The following is a 19,545-nucleotide window of genomic DNA, read 5'->3' on the forward strand; positions in this document are numbered from 1 at the left end:
TCGTCCGTCGACGGCTTGACCTGCCCAGGGCGTGGCATCCAGGCACCTCCTGGACAGGCAGCCTACCAGCAAAGATCCTTAAGTCACTGGTATTGAGGCTAGCCGGGCGCACTCCGCTGCTTGTTCACAACGATACGTGTTTGATGAGTGGTACTGGCAAGTCCGGGGACACTATTGTCATCGGTCGGCGGGAGGATACTGAGGTAGCGCATAGCTGGCCAGGCCATGTTGTTCTTTTTGATGAAGAGAATTGGAGTCCCAGGGGGAATGCAGATTGGATCCAGTTGGGAATTAAGGGGCGGCGGAAATTCTATCTGGCAAGTCCGATGAGTTTTGACAATATCTGGAAGGCCGACAAGGGTCGACCTACTGTGTATCGAAACGAAGTTCGTGGGCTCCTGAGGGGAGGCTGCACGTTTTCGTCCGACCTTCAATACTTGGAGTCCCCGGAACTACCATGAATGATTCCTCTGGAAGTCCGTTTTCGTTCCTTCGAATTCAACGCAGGGAGAACTATCTGGAGAGCAGCCTTCCTTCTCCGCGCGACGCTAGAATCACCGCGATGGTGAAGCGGTTTGATGGCGAACGGGATTACTCCGTAGCGAGTGCATCTATTCGGAGCATGGGTGAAACATATCTCCCGGTATTCTGTCAGAGGGCCGCAGTTCTGACGGTTCGTGCCAATGATGTCAGTCATCTGAGGAGTGGCCTGCGGGCAGCGGTGCTCTCTGTCAGTGTGGATGACCTTTATGATGTCATCATTGTGCTTGCGCTTCTTTGGAACAGTGCGGAGCTCATTGGGGTATCTCCCGAGGTTGAATTTCTGGGTATCGCCCGCCAGGCGGGGAAATTTGGAGGCGTGCTGGTCGACTTTCTGAAGAGAGCTCCGGAAGATAGGTCCCTGGATGCCATGCAGTACTCCGTGCGAGGGGCGGGAAAGACCTTCTGGTATCGGTGTGACTGGTGATAGATGCCTGGAGCGCGGTATTGAGCTGGATTTCGTGAGCTCAGGATCTGGTTCCACTCAGGTTGAAAGGTCGGGGTGACAGTCTGCTGAGCCTGGGAGGCCGCGCCTGTCTCGATGACGAAATCGCCGAGGATTGTGCTGTGCTGGAAGTGCTGTAAATCGGCGCATGAAGAGTCGTTCGCCGAGGGGCGGAGCTTGCGGTCTTCTATGGTGGGTGGGGCTATCTGCGCTGGCAGGCCTGCGCTTTGGAGCCGCTGTGCTGTATCTGCGTCTGATCGTTCCCACTGAGTTACCTGAGCCTCGGGTGACGGGCGGTCCCTCGCGAACCGCCCGTCACCTCAGGTCTTGCGCAAGGAGTGTGGGCCGACCAGGCGGAGCGGTTGGCGCTGGAGGAAAGGGTGGACGCGCTGGTCTGGGAAGCGGTCTCCGAGATCACGCACGAGGAGTCCACCCTCAGCGTCGTCTATCAGGCCTTCATGTCCGTGGCCACCATGCTGGCGGCGTGCGGTGCGGTGCTGGACAGCGCCATTCTGATCGTCGGGGCGATGGCGATCGGCCCGGAGTTCGGGTCGCTGGCCGGGCTCAGTGTGGCGGTGGTGCAGCGCAGGGCCCGGCCCGCCGTGCGGTCGGTGATGGCGCTGATGGTGGGGTTCGCGATGGCAATGGTGCGGACCACCGGGTTCTCGCTGCTGATGAGTGGCCTGGGGCTGTTCAGGGCGGCACTGGCGAGCGGGCCGACCGTAGGCACCGGCGGCGGGTCGATGTCTGAGAAGATCTTCGTATGACTGACCTCGTACAGTTCACCGACCGGGTGCGTGGTTCGCTGCTCGGTGGCGCGGTAGGGGACGCTCTCGGGTGGCCCATCGAGTTTCTCCGGTTGCAGCAGATCCGGGAGCGCTACGGCCCGCAGGGCGTGACCGGGTTCCCCGTCGACCGGCCCATCGAGGTCACCGACGACACCCAGATGACTCTGTTCACCGCCGAGGGCCTGCTGCGCTGCCCGCCCGGCGCTCATCTTGCGCCGGTGATGTGCGAGGCGTATCTGCGCTGGATGCTGACGCAGCGCCTGCCGCAGCCCGAGGCGACGCCGGACGGCTGGCTGCTGGCCCAGCCCTTCCTGTACGCGAGCCGGGCACCCGGCAACGCCTGCACGACCGGCCTCGCGGATCAGCGCAGCAGCTTCAAGACCCCCGTGAGGTTCGGCAAGTTCGGCCCGGTCAACTCCAACTCCAAGGGCTGCGGCACCGTGATGCGCTCGGCGCCGTTCGGCCTGGCCCGGTTCGGCCCGGAGCTGGCCTTCGAACTCGCCGCCACCTGTGCTCAGTTGACGCACGGACATCCCACCGGCTATCTGGCGGCCGGCGCTTTCGCGGCCCTGGTCGACCGGGTGGCGACCGGCACCGAGCTGCGGCAGGCCCTCCAGGAGACCATCGCCCAGGTCGCGGCCAGGCCCCAGGGCACCGAGACCGTCGAGGCTCTCCAGCGTGCGATGGCGGTGGCCGACAGCGGCCCGGCCACTCCCGAGGGTGTCGAGCAGGTCGGTCTCGGCTGGATCGCCGAGGAGTGCCTGGCCATCGCCGTCTACTGCGCCCTGCACGCTCTCCGAACCGGTGACGTCCGTCAGGCGCTGCTGCTGTCGGTCAACCACTCCGGCGACTCGGACTCCACCGGCGCCGTCTGCGGCAACCTGCTCGGTGCCGTCTACGGTCTGGCGGCCCTCCCGCCCGAGTGGACCAGCACGGTGGAGGGCCGGGACACCGTCCTCCAGGTCGCCGACGACCTGGTGCTCAACTTCGCCTACGGCGACCGCAGCCGTCTCGGGGACCGCTACCCGCAGGATGTCCTGACCGCCCGCTAGCGCTCCACGGGCGGCGCCGGCGCTAGACGGCGACCTCGTCGCCCTCCACCGGGCGTTCGGTGATCGGCGTGTCGAGCTCGGGCACCAGTAGCTCGGCGCCCTTGGGCACCACCGCGACCGCCCGCCACCAGAGCTGGAGGGCCGGGGCCTCGGCCGGTTCGAAGGGGCGGCCGGGGAGGGGGACGGCGAGGTGTGCGCCGAGCGCGTGTGCGGCGGCGACCGTACGTTCGGCGGGCTCCTCCCAGGGGTGCGGGGCAAGGTTGAAGGTGCACCAGTGGATCGGCAGCATCAGCCGGCCGTCCAGGTCGAGGTGGGCCCGGACGCCCTCCTCCGGTGTCATGTGCACCTCGGGCCAGAAGTCGCTGTACGCGCCGATCTGCACCATCGTCGCGTCGAAGGGCCCGAGCCGTCGGCCGATCTCGGCGAAGCCTGGGAAGTAGCCGGTGTCGCCGCTGTGGAAGATCCGGTTCTCGGGTCCGGCGACCACCCAGGAGGCCCAGAGGAGGTGCGGGCTGGTCTTGGGGCCACGGCTGCAGTAGTGGCGGGCGGGTGCGGCGGTCAGTGTGAGCCCGGCGACCCGGGCCGACTCCCACCAGTCCAGCTCGATGATCCGCTCGGCCGGTACGCCCCAGTGCTCCAGGTGCGCGCCGACGCCGAGCGGGACGGCGAAGACCTCGGTGGCGCCGGCCAGGGCCCGGACGGTGTCCATGTCCAGGTGGTCGTAGTGGTCGTGCGAGATCACCACCACGTCCACGGCACCGAGATCGGTCAGCGAGATCGGCACCGGGTGCAGCCGCCGGGGCCCGGTCCAGCTGACCGGTGAGCAGCGCTCGCCCCAGACCGGGTCGAACAGCACCCGGCGGCCGTCCAGTTCGGCCAGGACGGTGGCGTGGCCCAGCCAGGTCAGCCGCAGTCCGGAGGCAGGCGGCTCGGCCAGCTCGACCGGCCGCAGCCGGTGCAGCGGGACGGCGGCGGCGGGCACCCGGCGCGGACGGTTGGCGGTGAGCTGCGAGCGGGTGATCTCCAGCGGCGAGCGGTCGTAGACCAGCCGCCTGGTCGGTACGGGGTTCTGGAAGGCGCCGTCGGAGAAGTTCGGCGAGTTCAGGATCCGGGTCAGCCGCTCACCGGCCGGCTCCGCGCCGAAAGCAGCGCCGAAAGCCCCGCCCAAGGCGTTCGTACGGACCCTGCGCCAGGTGCTGCGGGGGAGTCCGCGAAGTGGTCGCATGCCGGTGCCGAGTCCGGAGCCGGTGCCGAGCTGCGTGATCAGAGCGGTGAACCGGGAGATCCAGGGGCCGGGGCTGAGCACAGCACCTCCATGGGCACGCAACCAAGCGCGTCGGCGACGTCGCCGACGCGCGACGATGCGTACGACGGCGGCGGACACCCACCGCCGTACGACAGCCGTCTGACCGGACCTTACCGTTCCGGCGGCCGTCGAACCTGGTGAACGGGGTAGCGAGCACGCCGTTCGGTGGACTTCGAACGGCTCCGGTTGCGCACACCAACTGCCGCTGGAACACGGCGCGGAGCACCTGCGGAGGCCCGCACCGAAGCGTCGGTCACCGCAGGTGCTGCCGGGGCCGGCTGTGAAGTCAGCGCCCTCGCAGGACCGTGAACGGGAGCTCTGGTCAGGCCGCGTAGAAACGGGTGATGGTCTCGGCCACGCAGTGCGGCTTGGTGCCGCTCTCGCTGCTGATGGTGAAGCGGACCACGGCCTGCACGCCGCCGGGGACCTCGGTCGCCGAGAGTAGCTCGGCCTTGGCCCGGACCGCCGTCCCGACCGGCAGTGGGGCGGGAAAACGGACCTTCTCCGAGCCGTAGTTGAGCGCCATCCGGATGCCGTCGACGCTGTAGCACTCCTTCGCCAGGACCGGGATGAGGGAGAGCGTCAGATAGCCGTGCGCGATGGTGCCGCCGAAGGGGCTGTCCTTGGCGCGCTCCGGGTCGACATGGATCCACTGGTGGTCGCCGGTGGCCTCCGCGAAGAGGTTCACCCGCTCCTGGTCGACGAGGTGCCACTCGCTGGTGCCGAGTTCGGTGCCGACGGCTGCGGTGAGGTCGGCGAGCGAGGCGAAGGTCGTCACGACGTGCTCCTGTGGGGGGTGCTGCTGGCTGGACTCCGACCCCGGAGAGTATGCCTACTCGCGGGTCACATGTCAGCGGGCAGCCCCAGGACGGACCGGTACGTCGATGGACCGATGGACCCGATGGACCGATGGACCCGGTGGGCCGATGGAACGGAGCGACGGCGACCGGAGCGTCAGGAGGTCTGGACGGCCCTTCCGGCCGGGAGCAGGCGGCGGCCGCTGAGCAGTTCCGGGGTGATCGTCACGAACAGCTGCTCCTGGCCGGTCACCCACGGTCGCGGACCGGTGTGCAGCAGGTGCTCGCGCAGAACGGGGTCACGCACCACCTCGGCGCGGCCGTGGACCAGGACGGACCAGCCGGTTCTGGTCACCGCGTCGAGCTGGTCGCCCTGGAAGGCGGCCACCGTGCCGTCGAGCGCGCGGGGCACGGTGTGTCCGGCGCGCAGCGCCAGCATCAGCCGTCCGTCGGTCGTGACCTCGAAGGCCACCGGGAGCACAGCGGGCAGCGCGTGCTCGGTGTACACCACGCGCCCGATGGGCACGGTGCTGAGCAGGTGCAGGCACTCGGCCTCGCTCAGGGTCTCCACGCGCTTGTCACGGTCCATGGCACCGATGGTGCCGTCCCGACCCCGGGCTCGATAGGGCCCATGGTCCCTTGGCTCCATCCCGAGCCCCATCCTCAGCCGGATCCCGAGCTGGATCCCGAGCTGCACAGATTCTCGGCCGCGCACGGCGGCGGTAGCTTGTCGGCGGTAGTCCGCCCTTGTTGCGGAGCAGATCGGCTCTACGGGCCCCGTGGCGGCGCGTGGCCGGGCCCGGTGGTGGAGGAGGGGGCGGTGCGGATGGGCGGCGGCATCGAACTGGTGGTGATCGGCGCGGACGGCGGTCCCGACCGCGCGTACGGCGGGTCCGCGCGAGCGGCGGACGGGGCCGGGCTGCTCGCCGAGGTGCTGCCCGGGCGCTGCTTCGACACCGGTACCCGGGGGTGCAGGGTGACTCTGCTGCCGCCGGACGCGGACGCCAACGCCATGCTCACCGCCCTGCGGTCGGCCGCTCAGCGCCCGGCCCGCTGGCTGGTCGTCTGCCTGCTGGGGCAACTGGTGGTCGATCCGCGCGGGCGCCGCCTGGCGCTGGTCGCCGGTGGCAGTACCTCCGCCAACGCCTACCGGCGCGGTCTGGCCTGGGACTGGGTGGTCAGCACCATGGTGCACGGGGAGGCCGAGGACACCCTGCTGCTGGTGGACACGGTCGCCGACCGGGAGACGTGGGCGGCGCTGGAGCGTGGGGGAGAGGACGGCGCGGGCGAGCTGCTGGCGCACTCGCGGGTGCCGCTGTGGGGGAGAGTCGGGCGGTTCACCACCGGACGGCGCGGACGGGACGCCGTACTCCCGGGCGGGGAGGGCTCGTTCGCCTGGGCGCTCGCGCGCGTCCTGGAGAACGGTGTACCGGGTGCGGCGGCGGCCGTCGGCCCGGCGGAGCTCCAGCCCGCGCTGGAGGCCGAGCTGGGCTGGGCCGAACCGGCCCCGGCGGTGGGGGCACGGCTGTTCGTTCCCGGCCAGAACGGCCGGTTGCTGATGCGCAATCGGGCCGCCGTGCGGGGCGCATTGGCCGGATTGTCGCTTTCTGAAGAACTGTTGGCAGTTCTGTGGCGAGAAAGTGCCCCAACGGATCCGCCTTCCGCGTAAGGTCAGGGGGCCCAAGGTGTTGCCGCAAGGGGTGGGTTGGCGAAGAATCGATGCCCCGAAGCAACACTGCGGGACGGCGGATATCTTCTGGCGGCCGCGGCAACGGATGGGGCCGGTCGCGACGAGGTGGGGCTATGCGGCAGCGCGGAAATGTGTTGCGCTCTGGGGTGGTTGGGGTCGGCGGCGTGGTTCTGCTGACGGTTCTCGCCGCATGCGCCGGTGGCGGATCCGCCGGTTCCACGGACCGTCTTGCCGCGCCTGGGGCCAGTGTTGCGAGTGTGACTCCAGTAGCTCCTTCGAGTGGTTCGGGTCCGCAGACCGTTGCTCCGACCGAAGGTCCCGAAGGGGCCGTCGGACGTGTTGTCCTGAGGATGTATCAGAGCTGGTGGGACGCCCAGACGGCGGCTTTCGGCCGATCCGATGCGGACGGTTCCCAGTTGCAGGCGTACTCCACCGGCCTGGCGTTGAGTGAGGCCCTGGCCAGTCTTCACCAACTGCACGAGGCCAAACTGGTGATGATCGGAAGTCCGCACAACTCGCCGGTGGTGAAGGCGATCGACATCAGCTCCAATCCACAGACGGCGGAGATCGAGGACTGCCTCGATGTCGGCGACTGGCATCAGGTGGATGCCGCCACGAAGGCGCTGAAGGATCCGAAACAGCGCCTCTCGCGCTACCCCGCCACCGTTCGACTCCGCAAATCGGACGGCAGTTGGTTGATCTTCGACTTCAAGCGGGAGGTGGACCGAACATGCTGAAGTCCGGTCGGCGAATGGCGATTTCGTTCGCCGTGTTACTCGGAATGCTCGCCGCCACCCTCGCACCGGCGGTCGCGGACGAACCAGGTGGCGGCGTGGGCCCATGCGCCGTACGCGATATCTGCATCGTCATCACCGAGCCCGGCGGTGGCCCCGATCCCGGGGGGACGTCCACTCCCGGCGGCGGCAGCGGCGGCGGTGTGCAGATGTGCAGTTGGAACGGCAAGCAGTGGCCGTGCTGGGACGATTCGCTTGGGTGGTTCTCCACCTCGGACGGCTGCTACTACCACCAGGCGGACCACCAGCCACCGGCGGGCGACCCGGCCTGGGGTGGCCACAAGCCGTCCGAGGGTGCGGTGTACGAGGTCAACTGCCGTGGCGTGGACGGCCAGCTGACGCCCAAGGACCCGATGTTCTTCGCCCAGCCGCCCGGTGGACCGCCCCCGCCGGACCGCCCCTACGACCTGGGGCTCAAGGCCCTGAAGATGATCACGCTGGCCCAGCCGCAGCTGCACGCCGCCCCGACCGGCACCGCCGTGGTCGGCGTCCCGGTCTGGCTCTGGTACGACCGCTCGGACGCCACCACGGGCCCGCTGACCGCCACGGCCAAGGGCCGGCAGATCGGCGTCACCGCGACCGTCACGCTGGCGAGCGTGCACTGGGACACCGGCGACGGCTCCGGTGTGGACTGTGCCTCGGCCGGTACCGCGTACCACCCGGACGCCGGCGGCTCACCCTCGCCCGACTGCGGACACCTCTACCGCGCCGGCTCGGGCAGGCAGCAGGACGGCAGGTACTACCTGACCGCCACACTCGACTGGAAGGTCACGGCGGTGGTCAACGACACCGGGGAGAAGGTGTTCACCTTCGACTTCCCGGTGACCAGCGACAAGCCGCTCCCGCTCCGGGTCGGCGAGGTCCAGGTCCTCAACTGACCGCCGGCCGGCCACCGACACCTCACAGCCGACCACCAGCCTCTGACAGCCGGCCCGACCGCCGGCCCTGACAGCGCGTCGAAGATCCCCCGTACGAAAGGCCGTAGCCCGGTGGAGAACCGAACCTTCGCGTCGCCGAGCCCCGGCACCGCCACCTTCGTGCCCGAGCCCGCGCGGGCGGTGCCGCACACGCCCGCGCGTACCCTGCGCGCCCGCCGCCGCAGGCCGGCCGTGCTCGCCATGGCGGTGGCGCTGATCGCGGCGGGCGGGCTCGGCGGCGCGGTGCTCTACAACAGCACCGGCCAGCGGATCGCCGTCCTGGCGCTGGCCCGCGACGTCCCGATGGGGCAGGCGCTCACCGCCGACGACGTGGTCGTCGCCCGGATCGCCGGGGATCCCGCACTGCGCCCGCTGGACGCCAGGGACCGCGACCGCACCGTCGGGCTGCGCGCCACCACGGACCTGCGCCGGGGTGCGCTGCTGCTCAAGGCCGATGTCACGGCCGACCCGGCGCTGGAGCCCGGCCAGCAGATCGTCGGCCTCGCCGCCAAACGCACCCAACTGCCCGCCACCAAACTGCAACCCGGCCTGCGGGTACTGGTCGTCGCCACCTCGGACCAGGGCAACGGCCAGGGCGGTACCACCCGGACGCCGGACACCATGGCAGCCACCGTGGTCACCATCGGCCGGGTGGACACTGACGGCGGCCAAGTGGTGGACGTCGCCGTGCCGCCCACCGACGGACCCCGGCTGGCGTCCTGGGTGGCCGGCGGCAAGTTCCAGGTGATCCTCGCGCCACGGACGGCCGCCGCCGCACCCAACCCCTCCGACAGCCCTTCCGGCGCTGCGTCCAACGCTCCGTCCACCGGCGCGACGCCGAGTGGCGGCTCGGCGGGCCCGAGCGTCCCGGGCGGGGGTGGCAACTGATGGCCGTCGTCGCCGTCGTCGGCGGTCCCGGCGCGCCGGGCGCCACCACCAGTGCGCTCGCCCTGCTGCTGGCCTGGCCCCTGCCGCCCGGCCGCCGGATCCTGCTGGTCGAGTGCGACCCGGACGGCGGCGCCGTACTGGCCGGTGCCCTGGAAGGCCGGGTCGAGGCCGTGTACGGGCTGCGCAACCTGGCCGTCGCCGACAGGCGCGGCCTGCTCGCCCAGACCCTCTGGGAGCAACTGATCGACCTCTCGCCCGCCGGCAACGGAGAGCGGCTGCTGCTACCGGGGCTGACCGACCCCGCCCAGGCGCCCGGCCTCGCCTACACCTGGGAGCCGCTGGTCGAGACGCTGCACGCGCTCGAACCGCAGGGCTACGACGTCATCCTGGATCTCGGCCGCTCCGGCGCCACCGGGGCTGGGGCCGTGCTCGCCCGCCGTGCCGACGTGGTCGCCGTCGTGCTGCGCACCACCCTGCGCGGGCTGAGCGCCGCCCGCCCCCGACTGGCCGCGCTCCGCGAGGACCTGGACACCTCCGGCGCCGGTGCGGACGCGCTCGGGCTGCTGCTGGTGGCCGAAGGCCCGTACCCGGCAACGGAGGTGTCCCGGCAGTTCGCCCTGCCCGCGCTCGGCCTTCTCCCGTACGCTCCGCGTACCGCGCAGGTGCTCTCCGACGGCGGCGACACCACCGACCGACGCTTCGTGCGCTCGGAGTTGATGCGGACCGCCAGGTCGGCGGCCGACCAGATCCAGCTGCTCGTCCGGCGCCGCCGTCAGCGGCTCGCCCCGGCGGGGCCGCCGGTGCAGCAGCTACCGCAGCCGCCGATACCGGCGCAAGCCGTCGCTCCGGCGCAGCCCGAGGCGCACCCGCTGGCGTACCCGCAGTACCAGCAACAGCATCTGCACCAGCAGCACCAGCAGCACCAGCAGCACCAGCAGCACCAGCAGCACCAGCAGCCGCCGCAGCCGGCCCCGGCGCCCTATGTGCCGCAGCCACCTGCCCCGGCGCCGTTCCAGCCGCAGCCGCCGCAGCAGTTGGCATACGGGGAGGTGCTCCGTGCGCGGTAGCCCCCTGCACAAGAGCCCGGGCGGCACGGTGGACCCGGCCGCACTGCCGTGGGCCCCCGCCCAGCCGGTGGTGCCGACCGCCGCACCCACCGGACGGTTCACGCCGGGACCGGTCCGGGGGACGGCGGCGCCCGCGCTGCAACCGGTCGCCGTCAAGCCCGTCGTCGATCCGCAGGTCGCCCGCGAGCTCAAGCGCCAGGTCGCGGCCGAACTCCACCAGCAGCTCTCCCGGTTGGCCGACGGTTCGGGCCTGGAGGCCGACCGGGCCACCCGACGCCAGCGCGGGCGCGCGCTGATCGAGGAGGCGGTCGCCCGCTGGTCCGACGCACACGCCCAGACGCACGGCGTCCCGCCCACCAGGGACCAGGACCGGGCGCTCTCCGAGGCCGTCTACGACCTGCTGTTCCGGGCCGGACGGCTCCAGCCCTACCTGGACGACCCGGAGATCGAGAACATCCTGATCAACGGCTGCGACGACGTCTGGGTCTCCCGCGTCCACCAACCTCTGCGCCAGGTACCGCCGGTGGCCGACTCCGACGAGGAACTCATCGAACTGCTCCAGGACTTGGCCCGTCAGCACGGCGGCGGCGAACGCAGCCTCTCCACCGCAAGCCCGACGCTGGCGCTGCGGCTGGAGGGCGGGATGCGCCTGCAGGCGCTCACCGAGGTCACCCCGCGCCCGTACGTGGCGATCAGACGGCACCGGGTCGCCTCCGCCACCCTCGGTGACCTGGTCCAACTCGGCACCCTGGACGCCACCTTGGGCGCCTTTCTGGCCTCGGCCATCCGGGCCAGGAAGAACGTGATGATCACCGGTACCCAGGGCGTCGGCAAGACCAGCCTGCTGCGCGCGATGGCCGCCGAGATCCCGCCGGACGAGCGGATCGGCACCCTGGAGTCGGAGTTCGAGCTCTGGCTGCACACCCTCGGCCATCTGCGCCAGGTCGTGCCGATGGAGGCCCGCGAGGGCAACGGCGAACGTGTGGACGGCCGCATCGCAGGGGAGTTGACGATCGGCGAGCTGATCCCGGCCGCGCTGCGGATGACCCTCTCCCGGATCATCGTCGGTGAGGTCCGCTCGGGCGAGGTCGTCCCGATGCTGCGGGTGATGACCAACGGCGAGGGCGGCTCGATGTGCACCCTGCACGCGCGCGGCCCGCACATGGTGGTGGACCGCATCGCCGAACTCTGCCTGGAGTACGGCGCGCACATGACCGACAGCCTCGCCTACCGGCTCACCGCCAATGCCGTGGACCTCATCGTCCATGTCGCCATGGTCGACGAGACGGCGGTCGGCGGCCGTCGCCACCGCTTCGTCTCGCACGTCCTGGAGGTCACCGGCCTCGGCGAGAGCGGACGCCCCGCGATGAACACCGTCTTCGGCCCCCGCCCCGAACACGGCGAGCCGCGCGCCGTCCCGCACACCCCGCCGCAGTGCATCGACGACCTGCGCCGGGCCGGCTTCGACGCCGCGCTGCTCCAGAACCCGTACGGGAGTTGGGGTGCACCGCTGGCGCTCAGGATCGGCGGTGCGCGGTGATGCTGCTCTTCGTCCTCTGCGGCCTGCTGGTGGCCGGCGGCGCCGTCGCACTGGTGACCGCCCTGGTCGGCGGCCCGCCCCAGGAGGCCGACCGCAGCCCGATGAGCGGACGGCTGCACACCTTCTGGTACGGCGCGCCGGGCAGCCCCACGCCCCAGGTCGCCCGGCTGCGGCGGATCCAGACCGCGCTCGCGCTGGCCGGAGCGCCACTGGCCTGGCTGTTCACCGGAGTTCCGCTGACCGTCGTGCTGGTGCCACTGGCCGTCTTCGGCCTGCCCTGGCTCTTCGACAGCACCCGCTCCGACACCCGCAGGATCGAGCGCCTGGAGGCGCTCTCCGAGTGGACCCAACGGCTCGCCGACGTGCTGCTCCTCGGGGTCGGTCTCAATCAGGCCATCCTGACCAGCCGGCGGACCGCCCCGGCCGCCCTGGAGGGTGAGATCGCCGAGCTCGCCGCCCGGTTGCAGTCCCGCTGGCGCCCCGAGGACGCGCTGCGGGCCTTCGCCGACAGCCTCGCCGACGCCACCGCCGACAAGGTCCTGGCCGCCCTGCTGCTGCGCTCGGGCGACAGCGGCCCGGGGCTGGCCCGGGCCCTCGCCGACCTGGCCGAGTCGGTCCGCGAGGAAGTCCGCCAGCGCCGCGCCATCGAGGCCGACCGGGCCAAGCACCGCACCACCATCCGCTGGCTGGTCGCCATCATCGTCGGGGTGCTGGCGGTCGGTGCGTTCAACGACCACTACACGGCGCCGTACGGGACTTTCGTCGGCCAGGTGGTGCTCGGCGTGGTCTCGGCCGCCTTCGTCCTGGTGATCTCCTGGATGCGCTCGCTGGCCCGGCACACCCCGCCACCCCGCCTGCTCGAACCCGACCGGCGCAGCAAGGCGGGCCGGCTGCCGATGGCGGATCCGGCCGAGCACGAGGACCCGCTGGTCAAGGAGGTCCGGTGATCTCGCCCTGGGCCGTGCTGGCCGGTGCCGTGGCCGCCGGTGGCCTCGCCCTGCTGGCCGCCGAACTCCGGCCCTCCCCACCCGACTTGGGACAGGCCCTGGACCGGCTGCACCGTGTCCCGGACGGACGCCCGGTGGAGGAGCAGGAGCAGCTCTCCTGGTACGACCGGGTCGGTGAGCGCTCGCTCTCCCTGCCCGGTGCCCGAATCCCGCACCAGCAACTGGCGTTGATCGGCCGCACCCCGGCCCGCTTCATGGCGCACAAGCTGCTCTTCGCGCTGATCGGCCTGCTGCTTCCCGGATACCTGGTGGCGATGGCGGCCGTGGTCGGCATCGGGCTGCCGGTGGCCGCCCCCCTGGTGCTGGGGCCCGCGCTGGCGCTGCTCGGCTGGCTCGTCCCGGATGCCCTCGTGGCCGGTGAGGCCAAGGAGGCCAGGACGGAGTACCTGCACGGCCTCGTCGCCTACCTGGAACTCGTCGCGCTGGAACGGGCCGCCGACTGCGGTCCCGCCGAGGCGCTGCGGCGGGCGGCCGCCGTCGGCCGGGGCACCGTCTTCCGCCGGATCCGCGATGCCCTCGAACGCGCCGCCACCGACCGGCTCCCGCCCTGGGACGGCCTGGACGCACTCGCCGTCGAACTCGGCCTCACCCCGTTGCAGGACGTCGCCGACATCATGCGGATCTCCGGCACCGACGGCGCGGCCGTGTACGACACCCTGCGCGCGCGGGCGAAGAGCCTGCGCGGCGAGCTGCTCGCCGAGGAACTGACGAAGGCCAACACCGACAGCGAACGGATGGTCGCGCCGGGCTCGGTGCTCACGCTGCTGATGACGGTGCTGATCGTCTTTCCCGCGCTCTACCAGATGCTCAACGTTGTCTAGCCGCCCACCACTTCGCCTGGAGAACACCGATCATGAACCGAATCCGGAGTCTGTTCGCAGCACTTCTGCTGCCCCTTCTGCTGCCGGTGCAGCTGAGCAGGTACGTCTTCCAGTACCGGATGGGCCGGGTGCGCGCCGCCTGTGCGGCCGGGGACCGAGGAGCGATCAGCATCGAACTCGCACTGGCCGTCGTCGCGTTGGTCGCGGTGGCGGCGGGTGTCGTGGGAGTTCTCTACGCGCTGGCCGGAAAGGTCAAGGCCAAGGTCAACGACGCCCCGATCGACGCGCCGACCTCGACGTGACCGGAGGAGCTCGTCCAGTCCGCCGGTGGTCGGTCCCAGTCCCTCGGTGGTCCGGCCCTTCGTGCGACCGGGGAGCGATGACGCTCAGCCTGGCCATCGTCTTCCCGGCCGTGCTGTTCCTGGTAGTACTCGTGGTCCAGGCCGCCCTGTGGTGGTACGCGAGCCAGGCCGCGCTCACCGCGGCCCGGGAGGGCGCGGACGCGGGCCGGATCCGAGGCGGCACACCGGAGAAGGCCGTCCAGCGGGCCTCGGACTTCCTGACCCGGCAGGGCGGGCTGGCCGAGCAGGTGGACGTCGCCCCCGGCGGCGACGCGCAGATGTTCAGCCTTCGAGTCTCCGTCCGGGCGCAGGCGCTGCTCCCGGGCATGCCGGGGCTGACCATCGTCCGTCAAGTCACCGCGCCACGCGAGAAGTTCGTCCCGCAGGGAGGCCGGCCATGAGACGGGGTCGGTCATGAGGCGGCGACCATCCCTGCGGAAGTCGCCCGATGCCGGAAGCGTCGCGGTGGAGGCGGCCATCATCATCCCGGTGGTGGTGATCTTCGTGATGATCGCCGTAGTGGCCGGGCGTATTCAGACCACCGGCGGGGTAGTGGATGCGGCAGCACGTTCCGGCGCCCGCGCGGCCTCGCTGGCGCGGACACCGGAAGGCGCGAGGCAGGCGGCGGACGACGCGGCACAGGAGGTGTTCCGAGACCAGCGGGTGCCGTGCAGCGACACCTCGATAGCCCCGGTGGAGTACGGCACGATCAGCACGCCGACCGGCCAACTCGACACCGTCAGCGTCACGGTGAGCTGCAAGGTAGCCCTGGACTACCTGTCGGTAGGGGGAGTGCCGGGCAGCAGGACGATGACCGGCCGGTTCACTTCGGTGATCGACCGGTACCGGGGAACCGGGTGAGCCGGTCCGCCGGGGGACTTGTCGCACTGGTCGGCCGCCGGTCGAACCACCAGGTGGGGGAGGGGAATTGATGCCACGCCACAGCGGACGTGGGGGAGGCGCAACGGCGGACGCCGGAGCCGTGTCGACCTTTGTGGCGATCTGCGCCGCCGGACTGGTCGTCGTGATCGGGATCGTGCTCGACTGCGGCGGACGCCTGCGCGCGATCGAGAACACCGACGCCCGCGCCCAGGAGGCCGCCCGGGTGGCCGGCCAGCAGCTCGACGAGGCAGCGGTCCTGCGTGGTGACGGCTATCCCGTGATCGGCGCCCGGGAGCACGACCTGGACGTCGCCACCCGAGCCGCCGACGCCTACCTCGACCAGTACCACCTGAGCGCCGAGATCTCCTTCAAGGACGACCACACCGTCACGGTGAGCATCGACACCACGTACCGCACCGCGCTGCTTGGCGCGATCAACGTCAACACCCTCCCGGTGCACGGCCGAGGAACGGCCACCCTGGTGCACGGAGTAACGGAAGCGGAGAACGGCTGATGGCTGCGCCACGAGCCAGGCACCACGCCCACGGCACCCGTACGGACTCGCCCGCCCCCGGCGGCGCCGCCGGCTCGCCCGGCCCCGAGAAGCGGCGCCCGGTGCCGCTGCGCCCGCACCGCCGCCGACGGAGCGCCGGCTCTCTGGCAGGTGCGCTCGGCGCGCTGATCGCTCTTGCCGGTCTGCTGATCGGCCTGCCCGTGGTGCTGCTGTACGGCACGCTCGCGGTCCAGGGCATGGGCGACCCGGCCTCCGGCGGGCTCGTCCCGATGCTCACCGGACCGGACGACGGACGGCTGTTCCTCTGGGCGCTGGTGGCGGTCGGCTGGGTGGCGTGGCTCTGCTTCGCCTTCTCCGTGCTGCTGGAGATCCCGGCCCAGCTTCGCGGCCGGATCGCCCGCCGGATTCCCGCCTTCGGCTGGAGCCAGCGGCTCGCCGCCGGTCTGGTCGGCTCGGTGCTCGCCGTACTGCCGGTCGCGGGCGGAGCCTTCGCCGCCACTCCCGAGAATGCCCAAGCCGCGGTGGCTCCGGCCCAGTTGACGGCTCGCGCACCGTACGCCGCCCTGCCCGCGGCGCCCGTCGCCCCCGCACTGGCACCCGCCGCCGAGCAGCGCCCGACGTACACCGTCAGGGATGCCCGGCCGGCGGACAGCCTCTGGTCCATCGCCGAACGTCAACTCGGCTCCGGCGAACGCTGGATGGAGATTGCCAAGCTCAACAGCGGACGGGTGATGGACGATTCCGGCATCCGTTTCGACGCGGACCGGCCCATCCAGCCCGGCTGGAAGCTGCTCATGCCGGGTGACGCCAAGCCGGACGGGACGCCCGCCCAGAGCCCCGCGCCCAGCACACCCCAGGAGAGCGGAACGGCCTCCGTGAAGCCCGCCGCCGGGCGGCACGCCAGTGTCACCGTGCGGAACGGCGACACTCTGTCGGCCATCGCCGAAAGGGAGTTGGGCGATGCCGAGGCATGGCCGAAACTCTTCGACGCCAACAAGGGGGCGGGTGCACCGGACGGGACGCGGTTGACCGATCCCGACGTGCTGGTCCCCGGCACAATCCTGACCCTGCCCGGGGCGCAGGCTCCGGCAACGCCACCGCCTTCGACGTCAAGCACTCCAAGCACTCCAACCAGTCCGGCCAGTCCAACCAGTCCGGCCAGTCCGGCCAGTTCGGAGCCGAGCGCGCCGAGTGTGCCAAGCGCCGTGCCGAGTCAGGCCCCCGTCGTACCGCCGCCCACGGCCAAGCCGTCCGCGCCGTCCGACAGCAAGCCGTCTGCCAACGGCGCGGCTTCGCCCACCAAGGCACCGGCTCACACCCCCGCCAGGGCGTCCGCGCCCAGCGGTGACTACAGCGTCGCACTCGCCGCCTCCAGCGTCGGTGTCCTGCTGGCGGCGGTGATGATCGGCACCGTCGCGCGCCGCCGGGGCGATCAGCAGCGTGCTCGCCGTCCCCGGCACCGCATCGCGCTGCCGCCGCCACCCGCCGCCGCCTTCGAGGCGGAGCTGAAGGTGCGTCAGAGCGAACTCGGTCTCGACCTGTTGAACCGTGCGCTGCGGACCATGGCCCGCAACACCGTCCGCACCGGCAAGCGCCTGCCCGCTCTGGTCGCCGTCCGGGTCACCCCCGGGCACACGGTGGAACTCCACCTCGCCGCGCCTGCCACCCCGATCGCGCCCTTCCGGGCCGCCCATGCGCCCAATGTCTGGTGGTGCCCGGAGGGTTCCCCCGAGCTGCTCTCCGCCGCGCAGGCGGCCAAGGCGTCGGCCCCCTACCCGGCCCTGGTCACCCTGGGCACCGCGCCGGACGGGGCGGTGGTGCTCGCCGACCTGGAGACCGTACGGCTGATGCACCTGTCCGGGCATCCGGACGACGCGCGCGACGTACTGCGCACGCTGGCGGTCGAGTTGGCGCACAGCCCGCTCGCCGACCGGCTGCACCTGCACCTGGTCGGGCTGGCCGAGGACCTGCCGCTCACCGGCTCCGCCGTCGAACGGGTGCACAGGTACGACACCCTGGAGTCCGCGATCACCGCGCTCGGCCCGCGTACGGCCAAGGCCAGGGCCACGCTGGTGGCCGCCGAAGCCGCCAGCCCCAGGGATGCCCGCAGCCGGGGCCACGCCGATGCGTCCTGGGTGCCCGAGATCGTGCTCTCCGCGCAGCCGCCCGGTGGCAACCTGCCCGCCGAACTCGGACGGCTGCTCGACAACACCCCTCGTACCTGCCTCGCCGTCGTCACCCGTGCGCCCGAACGCGGCAGCGGCCCGGTCGCGCGCTGGACGCTCCCCAGTACGGGCGCGGCGACCATTCCGGGCCTGCATCTCGCCGTGGAACTCCAGCGCCTCGACCCCGAGCAGTACGACCAGCTCGGTGAACTGCTGCGGGTCGCCTGCGACACCACCCAGTACCCCGCACCCGACTGGACCCTGGACGGGCCGGGTGCCGACCTCGATCCGACCGAACTTCCGCTTCCCGTACCGGTCCTGGCGAGCGTAGGGGCCCCCTCGGGCGATTCCGTCGCGCTTCCGGCGGACCTGGCCGGGGCGCAGCTGGTCACCAGGGTGATCGGCACCGGCGCCAGCCCGTTCGCGGGCACCGACCCGACCGTTACCCCGGCCCCGCGACCGGCCGGCCCGGTGGCACTCTCGAAGCCCGGTGCTCCGAGCGCCGCTGCGACCCCGGACGCCCCAGTGGCCCCGATGGCCCCGACTGCCCCGGTGGCCCCGAGCACCCCCGACGCCTCCGGGCGCCCGTCCCGGTACAGCGCCAACGGCCGTGGCCTGCACAGCAACGGCAGTTCGGTGCCCTCCGCGCCGACCGGCCCCCGTGCGGTCCCGCCCGTGGTGCCGCCCACCGCTGAGGTCAGCCCCGCTGCTCCCGTCGCGCCTGTGGAGCCCGTCCCCACGCGTCCCATTGCTGACGGGCGGTCAGAGTCCGCGATCGCAACACCCGCAACACCCACAACACCCGCTGCCCCGACGGTGCCACCCGAGCCCGTGCCGATGCACGAGTCGGCACCCCCGCCGGAGGCCTCCGCCGGCCTGGCCGACCAGGCGCGCCCGGCGCCCGCCGACGCCGCGTATCCGGAGCGTCCGGAGCGTCCGATGTCCGCCCCGGTCCCGGCCCCTGCGCAGTCGGCCGTCGGCCGCAGTGACAGCGACGACCTGCTCGCCATCCTGCGTTCCCCGGAGGCGCACGCCGTCCGCACCGCGCCCCGGATCCGCCTCCTCGGTCCGGTGGACGTACTCGGTGCTGCCGGCCCCGCCGAACCGGCGGCCGTCGCCCGCCTCACCGAGCTCGCCGCTCTGCTCGCTCTCCGCCCGGGGGTCGAACACGGCGCTCTCGACCGGGCCCTGCACCCGGGCGCCGCGCATCTCGCCCCTGCCCGTGAGAGCACGCCCGAGACCGCCTCCGAGGGCGCAGTCGAACACCCCGAGACCCCGTTGCCCGCCCGACTCGCCGAACTGGCCGCCTGGTTCGGCACCTCGGCCGAGGGCCGGGCCCTCCTCCGCCCGGACGCACCCGACGGCTACGCCTTCGCCCCGACGGTGACCTGCGACTGGGACGAGTTCCGCAGTCTGTACCGGCGCGGCATGCGCAGTACCAGCAGTACTGCCGACGCCGCGCTCGCCCACGCCCTCGCCCTGGTGCGCGGCGCCCCGTTCGCCGAGGCACCGGCCACCGCCTACACCTGGGCCGAGCCCGAGCGTCAGGACATGCTCGCCGCCATCGTCGACACCGCCCACGAACTCGCCGCCCGCCGCCTCCAGTACGGTGACCACCGCAGCGCCGAGGCCGCCATCTTCCGCGGTCTCGCCGTCGCTCCCGACGTCGAGCTCCTGCACCGCGACCTCTTCTACACCTACGCCTCCGCCGGAGCCCGTGACCAACTCGTCCGCGCCGTCAACCGCCTGGACGCCCTCAGCCGCCGGACCGGCCGCGATCTCGACGCGGACACCGTCGCACTCCTCCGCGACCTGCTCGCCGGAAACTGAGCCTTGGCCGCTGCCTGTGGCATCCGCAACTTCACCGGCAGTGAAGGTGGTTCGTCGGCAATGGATTGGCAAGTCCGTGGCCTGCTCAAGGACCGCTGCGGTCAGGTCCTGGACGCCGATGACGCACCGCCACGCGGCCAGGGCCACCGGGCTTGGTGTCA

Annotated in this window: 18 protein-coding genes and 1 pseudogene; 16 read left to right on the top strand and 3 right to left on the bottom strand. The window is 71.6% G+C overall.

The features are described from left to right. Positions 1–562 precede the first annotated feature (562 nt). From P3T39_RS11270 to P3T39_RS11280, 3 genes and pseudogenes are all read left to right on the top strand, one after another. Positions 563–967, top strand: coding sequence for a hypothetical protein (locus P3T39_RS11270; protein ID WP_280697339.1), 405 nt, complete (start codon positions 563–565; stop codon positions 965–967). Between the two features lie 362 nt (positions 968–1,329). Beyond that, positions 1,330–1,680 (top strand): annotated as a pseudogene (locus P3T39_RS11275) (DUF389 domain-containing protein); the annotation flags it as partial. 68 nt (positions 1,681–1,748) lie between these two features. Then, entirely contained in the window at positions 1,749–2,825 is a 1,077-nt protein-coding gene (locus P3T39_RS11280) for an ADP-ribosylglycohydrolase family protein (RefSeq protein WP_280697340.1), read from the top strand. Between the two features lie 22 nt (positions 2,826–2,847). On the opposite strand, the gene P3T39_RS11285 is transcribed toward P3T39_RS11280, so the two are convergent. The 3 genes from P3T39_RS11285 to P3T39_RS11295 form a co-directional block, all read right to left on the bottom strand. Beyond that, the gene (locus P3T39_RS11285; protein ID WP_280697341.1) at positions 2,848–4,131 is read right to left on the bottom strand and encodes an MBL fold metallo-hydrolase; all 1,284 of its coding nucleotides are present in this window, start codon (positions 4,129–4,131) and stop codon (positions 2,848–2,850) included. Between the two features lie 322 nt (positions 4,132–4,453). After that, positions 4,454–4,909 carry a MaoC family dehydratase gene (locus tag P3T39_RS11290; RefSeq protein ID WP_280697342.1) on the bottom strand — a complete coding sequence of 152 codons (456 nt, stop codon included), beginning with the start codon at positions 4,907–4,909 and terminating at the stop codon, positions 4,454–4,456. 176 nt (positions 4,910–5,085) lie between these two features. Next, the gene (locus P3T39_RS11295) at positions 5,086–5,517 is read right to left on the bottom strand and encodes a pyridoxamine 5'-phosphate oxidase family protein (RefSeq protein WP_280697343.1); all 432 of its coding nucleotides are present in this window, start codon (positions 5,515–5,517) and stop codon (positions 5,086–5,088) included. Between the two features lie 231 nt (positions 5,518–5,748). On the opposite strand from P3T39_RS11295, the gene P3T39_RS11300 reads away from it, so the two are divergent. From P3T39_RS11300 to P3T39_RS11360, 13 genes are all read left to right on the top strand, one after another. Continuing rightward, on the top strand, positions 5,749–6,597 hold the full coding sequence (locus P3T39_RS11300) for a hypothetical protein (RefSeq protein WP_280697344.1): 849 nt from the start codon (positions 5,749–5,751) through the stop codon (positions 6,595–6,597). Between the two features lie 371 nt (positions 6,598–6,968). Continuing rightward, positions 6,969–7,355 (top strand): hypothetical protein, encoded by a 387-nt coding sequence (locus P3T39_RS11305; protein ID WP_280697345.1) that lies wholly within the window; start codon positions 6,969–6,971, stop codon positions 7,353–7,355. Between the two features lie 14 nt (positions 7,356–7,369). After that, positions 7,370–8,290, top strand: coding sequence for a hypothetical protein (locus P3T39_RS11310; protein ID WP_280697346.1), 921 nt, complete (start codon positions 7,370–7,372; stop codon positions 8,288–8,290). A 111-nt stretch (positions 8,291–8,401) separates the two neighbouring features. After that, on the top strand, positions 8,402–9,217 hold the full coding sequence (locus tag P3T39_RS11315) for an SAF domain-containing protein (protein ID WP_280697347.1): 816 nt from the start codon (positions 8,402–8,404) through the stop codon (positions 9,215–9,217). Then, the gene (locus P3T39_RS11320; RefSeq protein WP_280697348.1) at positions 9,217–10,284 is read left to right on the top strand and encodes a hypothetical protein; all 1,068 of its coding nucleotides are present in this window, start codon (positions 9,217–9,219) and stop codon (positions 10,282–10,284) included. Before P3T39_RS11315 ends, P3T39_RS11320 begins: the two co-directional genes overlap by 1 nt. Next, positions 10,274–11,824 (top strand): CpaF/VirB11 family protein, encoded by a 1,551-nt coding sequence (locus P3T39_RS11325; protein WP_280697349.1) that lies wholly within the window; start codon positions 10,274–10,276, stop codon positions 11,822–11,824. Before P3T39_RS11320 ends, P3T39_RS11325 begins: the two co-directional genes overlap by 11 nt. Then, positions 11,824–12,771, top strand: coding sequence for a type II secretion system F family protein (locus P3T39_RS11330; protein WP_280697350.1), 948 nt, complete (start codon positions 11,824–11,826; stop codon positions 12,769–12,771). Before P3T39_RS11325 ends, P3T39_RS11330 begins: the two co-directional genes overlap by 1 nt. Beyond that, a complete protein-coding gene (locus P3T39_RS11335; protein WP_280697351.1) occupies positions 12,768–13,652 on the top strand; it encodes a hypothetical protein in 885 nt (294 codons plus the stop codon). The genes P3T39_RS11330 and P3T39_RS11335 overlap by 4 nt, the downstream gene beginning before the upstream one ends. A 32-nt stretch (positions 13,653–13,684) precedes the next feature. Next, on the top strand, positions 13,685–13,954 hold the full coding sequence (locus P3T39_RS11340) for a hypothetical protein (protein WP_280697352.1): 270 nt from the start codon (positions 13,685–13,687) through the stop codon (positions 13,952–13,954). 77 nt (positions 13,955–14,031) lie between these two features. After that, entirely contained in the window at positions 14,032–14,394 is a 363-nt protein-coding gene (locus P3T39_RS11345; RefSeq protein WP_280697353.1) for a TadE/TadG family type IV pilus assembly protein, read from the top strand. Between the two features lie 13 nt (positions 14,395–14,407). Continuing rightward, positions 14,408–14,854, top strand: coding sequence for a TadE/TadG family type IV pilus assembly protein (locus P3T39_RS11350; RefSeq protein ID WP_280697355.1), 447 nt, complete (start codon positions 14,408–14,410; stop codon positions 14,852–14,854). 121 nt (positions 14,855–14,975) lie between these two features. Beyond that, entirely contained in the window at positions 14,976–15,389 is a 414-nt protein-coding gene (locus P3T39_RS11355; protein ID WP_280697356.1) for a hypothetical protein, read from the top strand. Further along, positions 15,389–19,384, top strand: coding sequence for a LysM peptidoglycan-binding domain-containing protein (locus P3T39_RS11360; protein WP_280697357.1), 3,996 nt, complete (start codon positions 15,389–15,391; stop codon positions 19,382–19,384). The genes P3T39_RS11355 and P3T39_RS11360 overlap by 1 nt, the downstream gene beginning before the upstream one ends. Positions 19,385–19,545 lie beyond the last annotated feature (161 nt).

It is taken from the genome of Kitasatospora sp. GP82, from assembly GCF_029892105.1.
Classification (GTDB): Bacteria; Actinomycetota; Actinomycetes; order Streptomycetales; family Streptomycetaceae; genus Kitasatospora.

Coding starts and splice junctions, on each gene's coding strand:
- P3T39_RS11340 (WP_280697352.1), top strand. CDS start 13,685: ATGAACCGAATCCGGAGTCTGTTCGCAGCACTTCTGCTGCCCCTTCTG.
- P3T39_RS11280 (WP_280697340.1), top strand. CDS start 1,749: ATGACTGACCTCGTACAGTTCACCGACCGGGTGCGTGGTTCGCTGCTC.
- P3T39_RS11345 (WP_280697353.1), top strand. CDS start 14,032: ATGACGCTCAGCCTGGCCATCGTCTTCCCGGCCGTGCTGTTCCTGGTA.
- P3T39_RS11270 (WP_280697339.1), top strand. CDS start 563: ATGGTGAAGCGGTTTGATGGCGAACGGGATTACTCCGTAGCGAGTGCA.
- P3T39_RS11310 (WP_280697346.1), top strand. CDS start 7,370: ATGGCGATTTCGTTCGCCGTGTTACTCGGAATGCTCGCCGCCACCCTC.
- P3T39_RS11320 (WP_280697348.1), top strand. CDS start 9,217: ATGGCCGTCGTCGCCGTCGTCGGCGGTCCCGGCGCGCCGGGCGCCACC.
- P3T39_RS11350 (WP_280697355.1), top strand. CDS start 14,408: ATGAGGCGGCGACCATCCCTGCGGAAGTCGCCCGATGCCGGAAGCGTC.
- P3T39_RS11330 (WP_280697350.1), top strand. CDS start 11,824: ATGCTGCTCTTCGTCCTCTGCGGCCTGCTGGTGGCCGGCGGCGCCGTC.
- P3T39_RS11305 (WP_280697345.1), top strand. CDS start 6,969: ATGTATCAGAGCTGGTGGGACGCCCAGACGGCGGCTTTCGGCCGATCC.
- P3T39_RS11360 (WP_280697357.1), top strand. CDS start 15,389: ATGGCTGCGCCACGAGCCAGGCACCACGCCCACGGCACCCGTACGGAC.
- P3T39_RS11295 (WP_280697343.1), bottom strand. CDS start 5,517: ATGGACCGTGACAAGCGCGTGGAGACCCTGAGCGAGGCCGAGTGCCTG.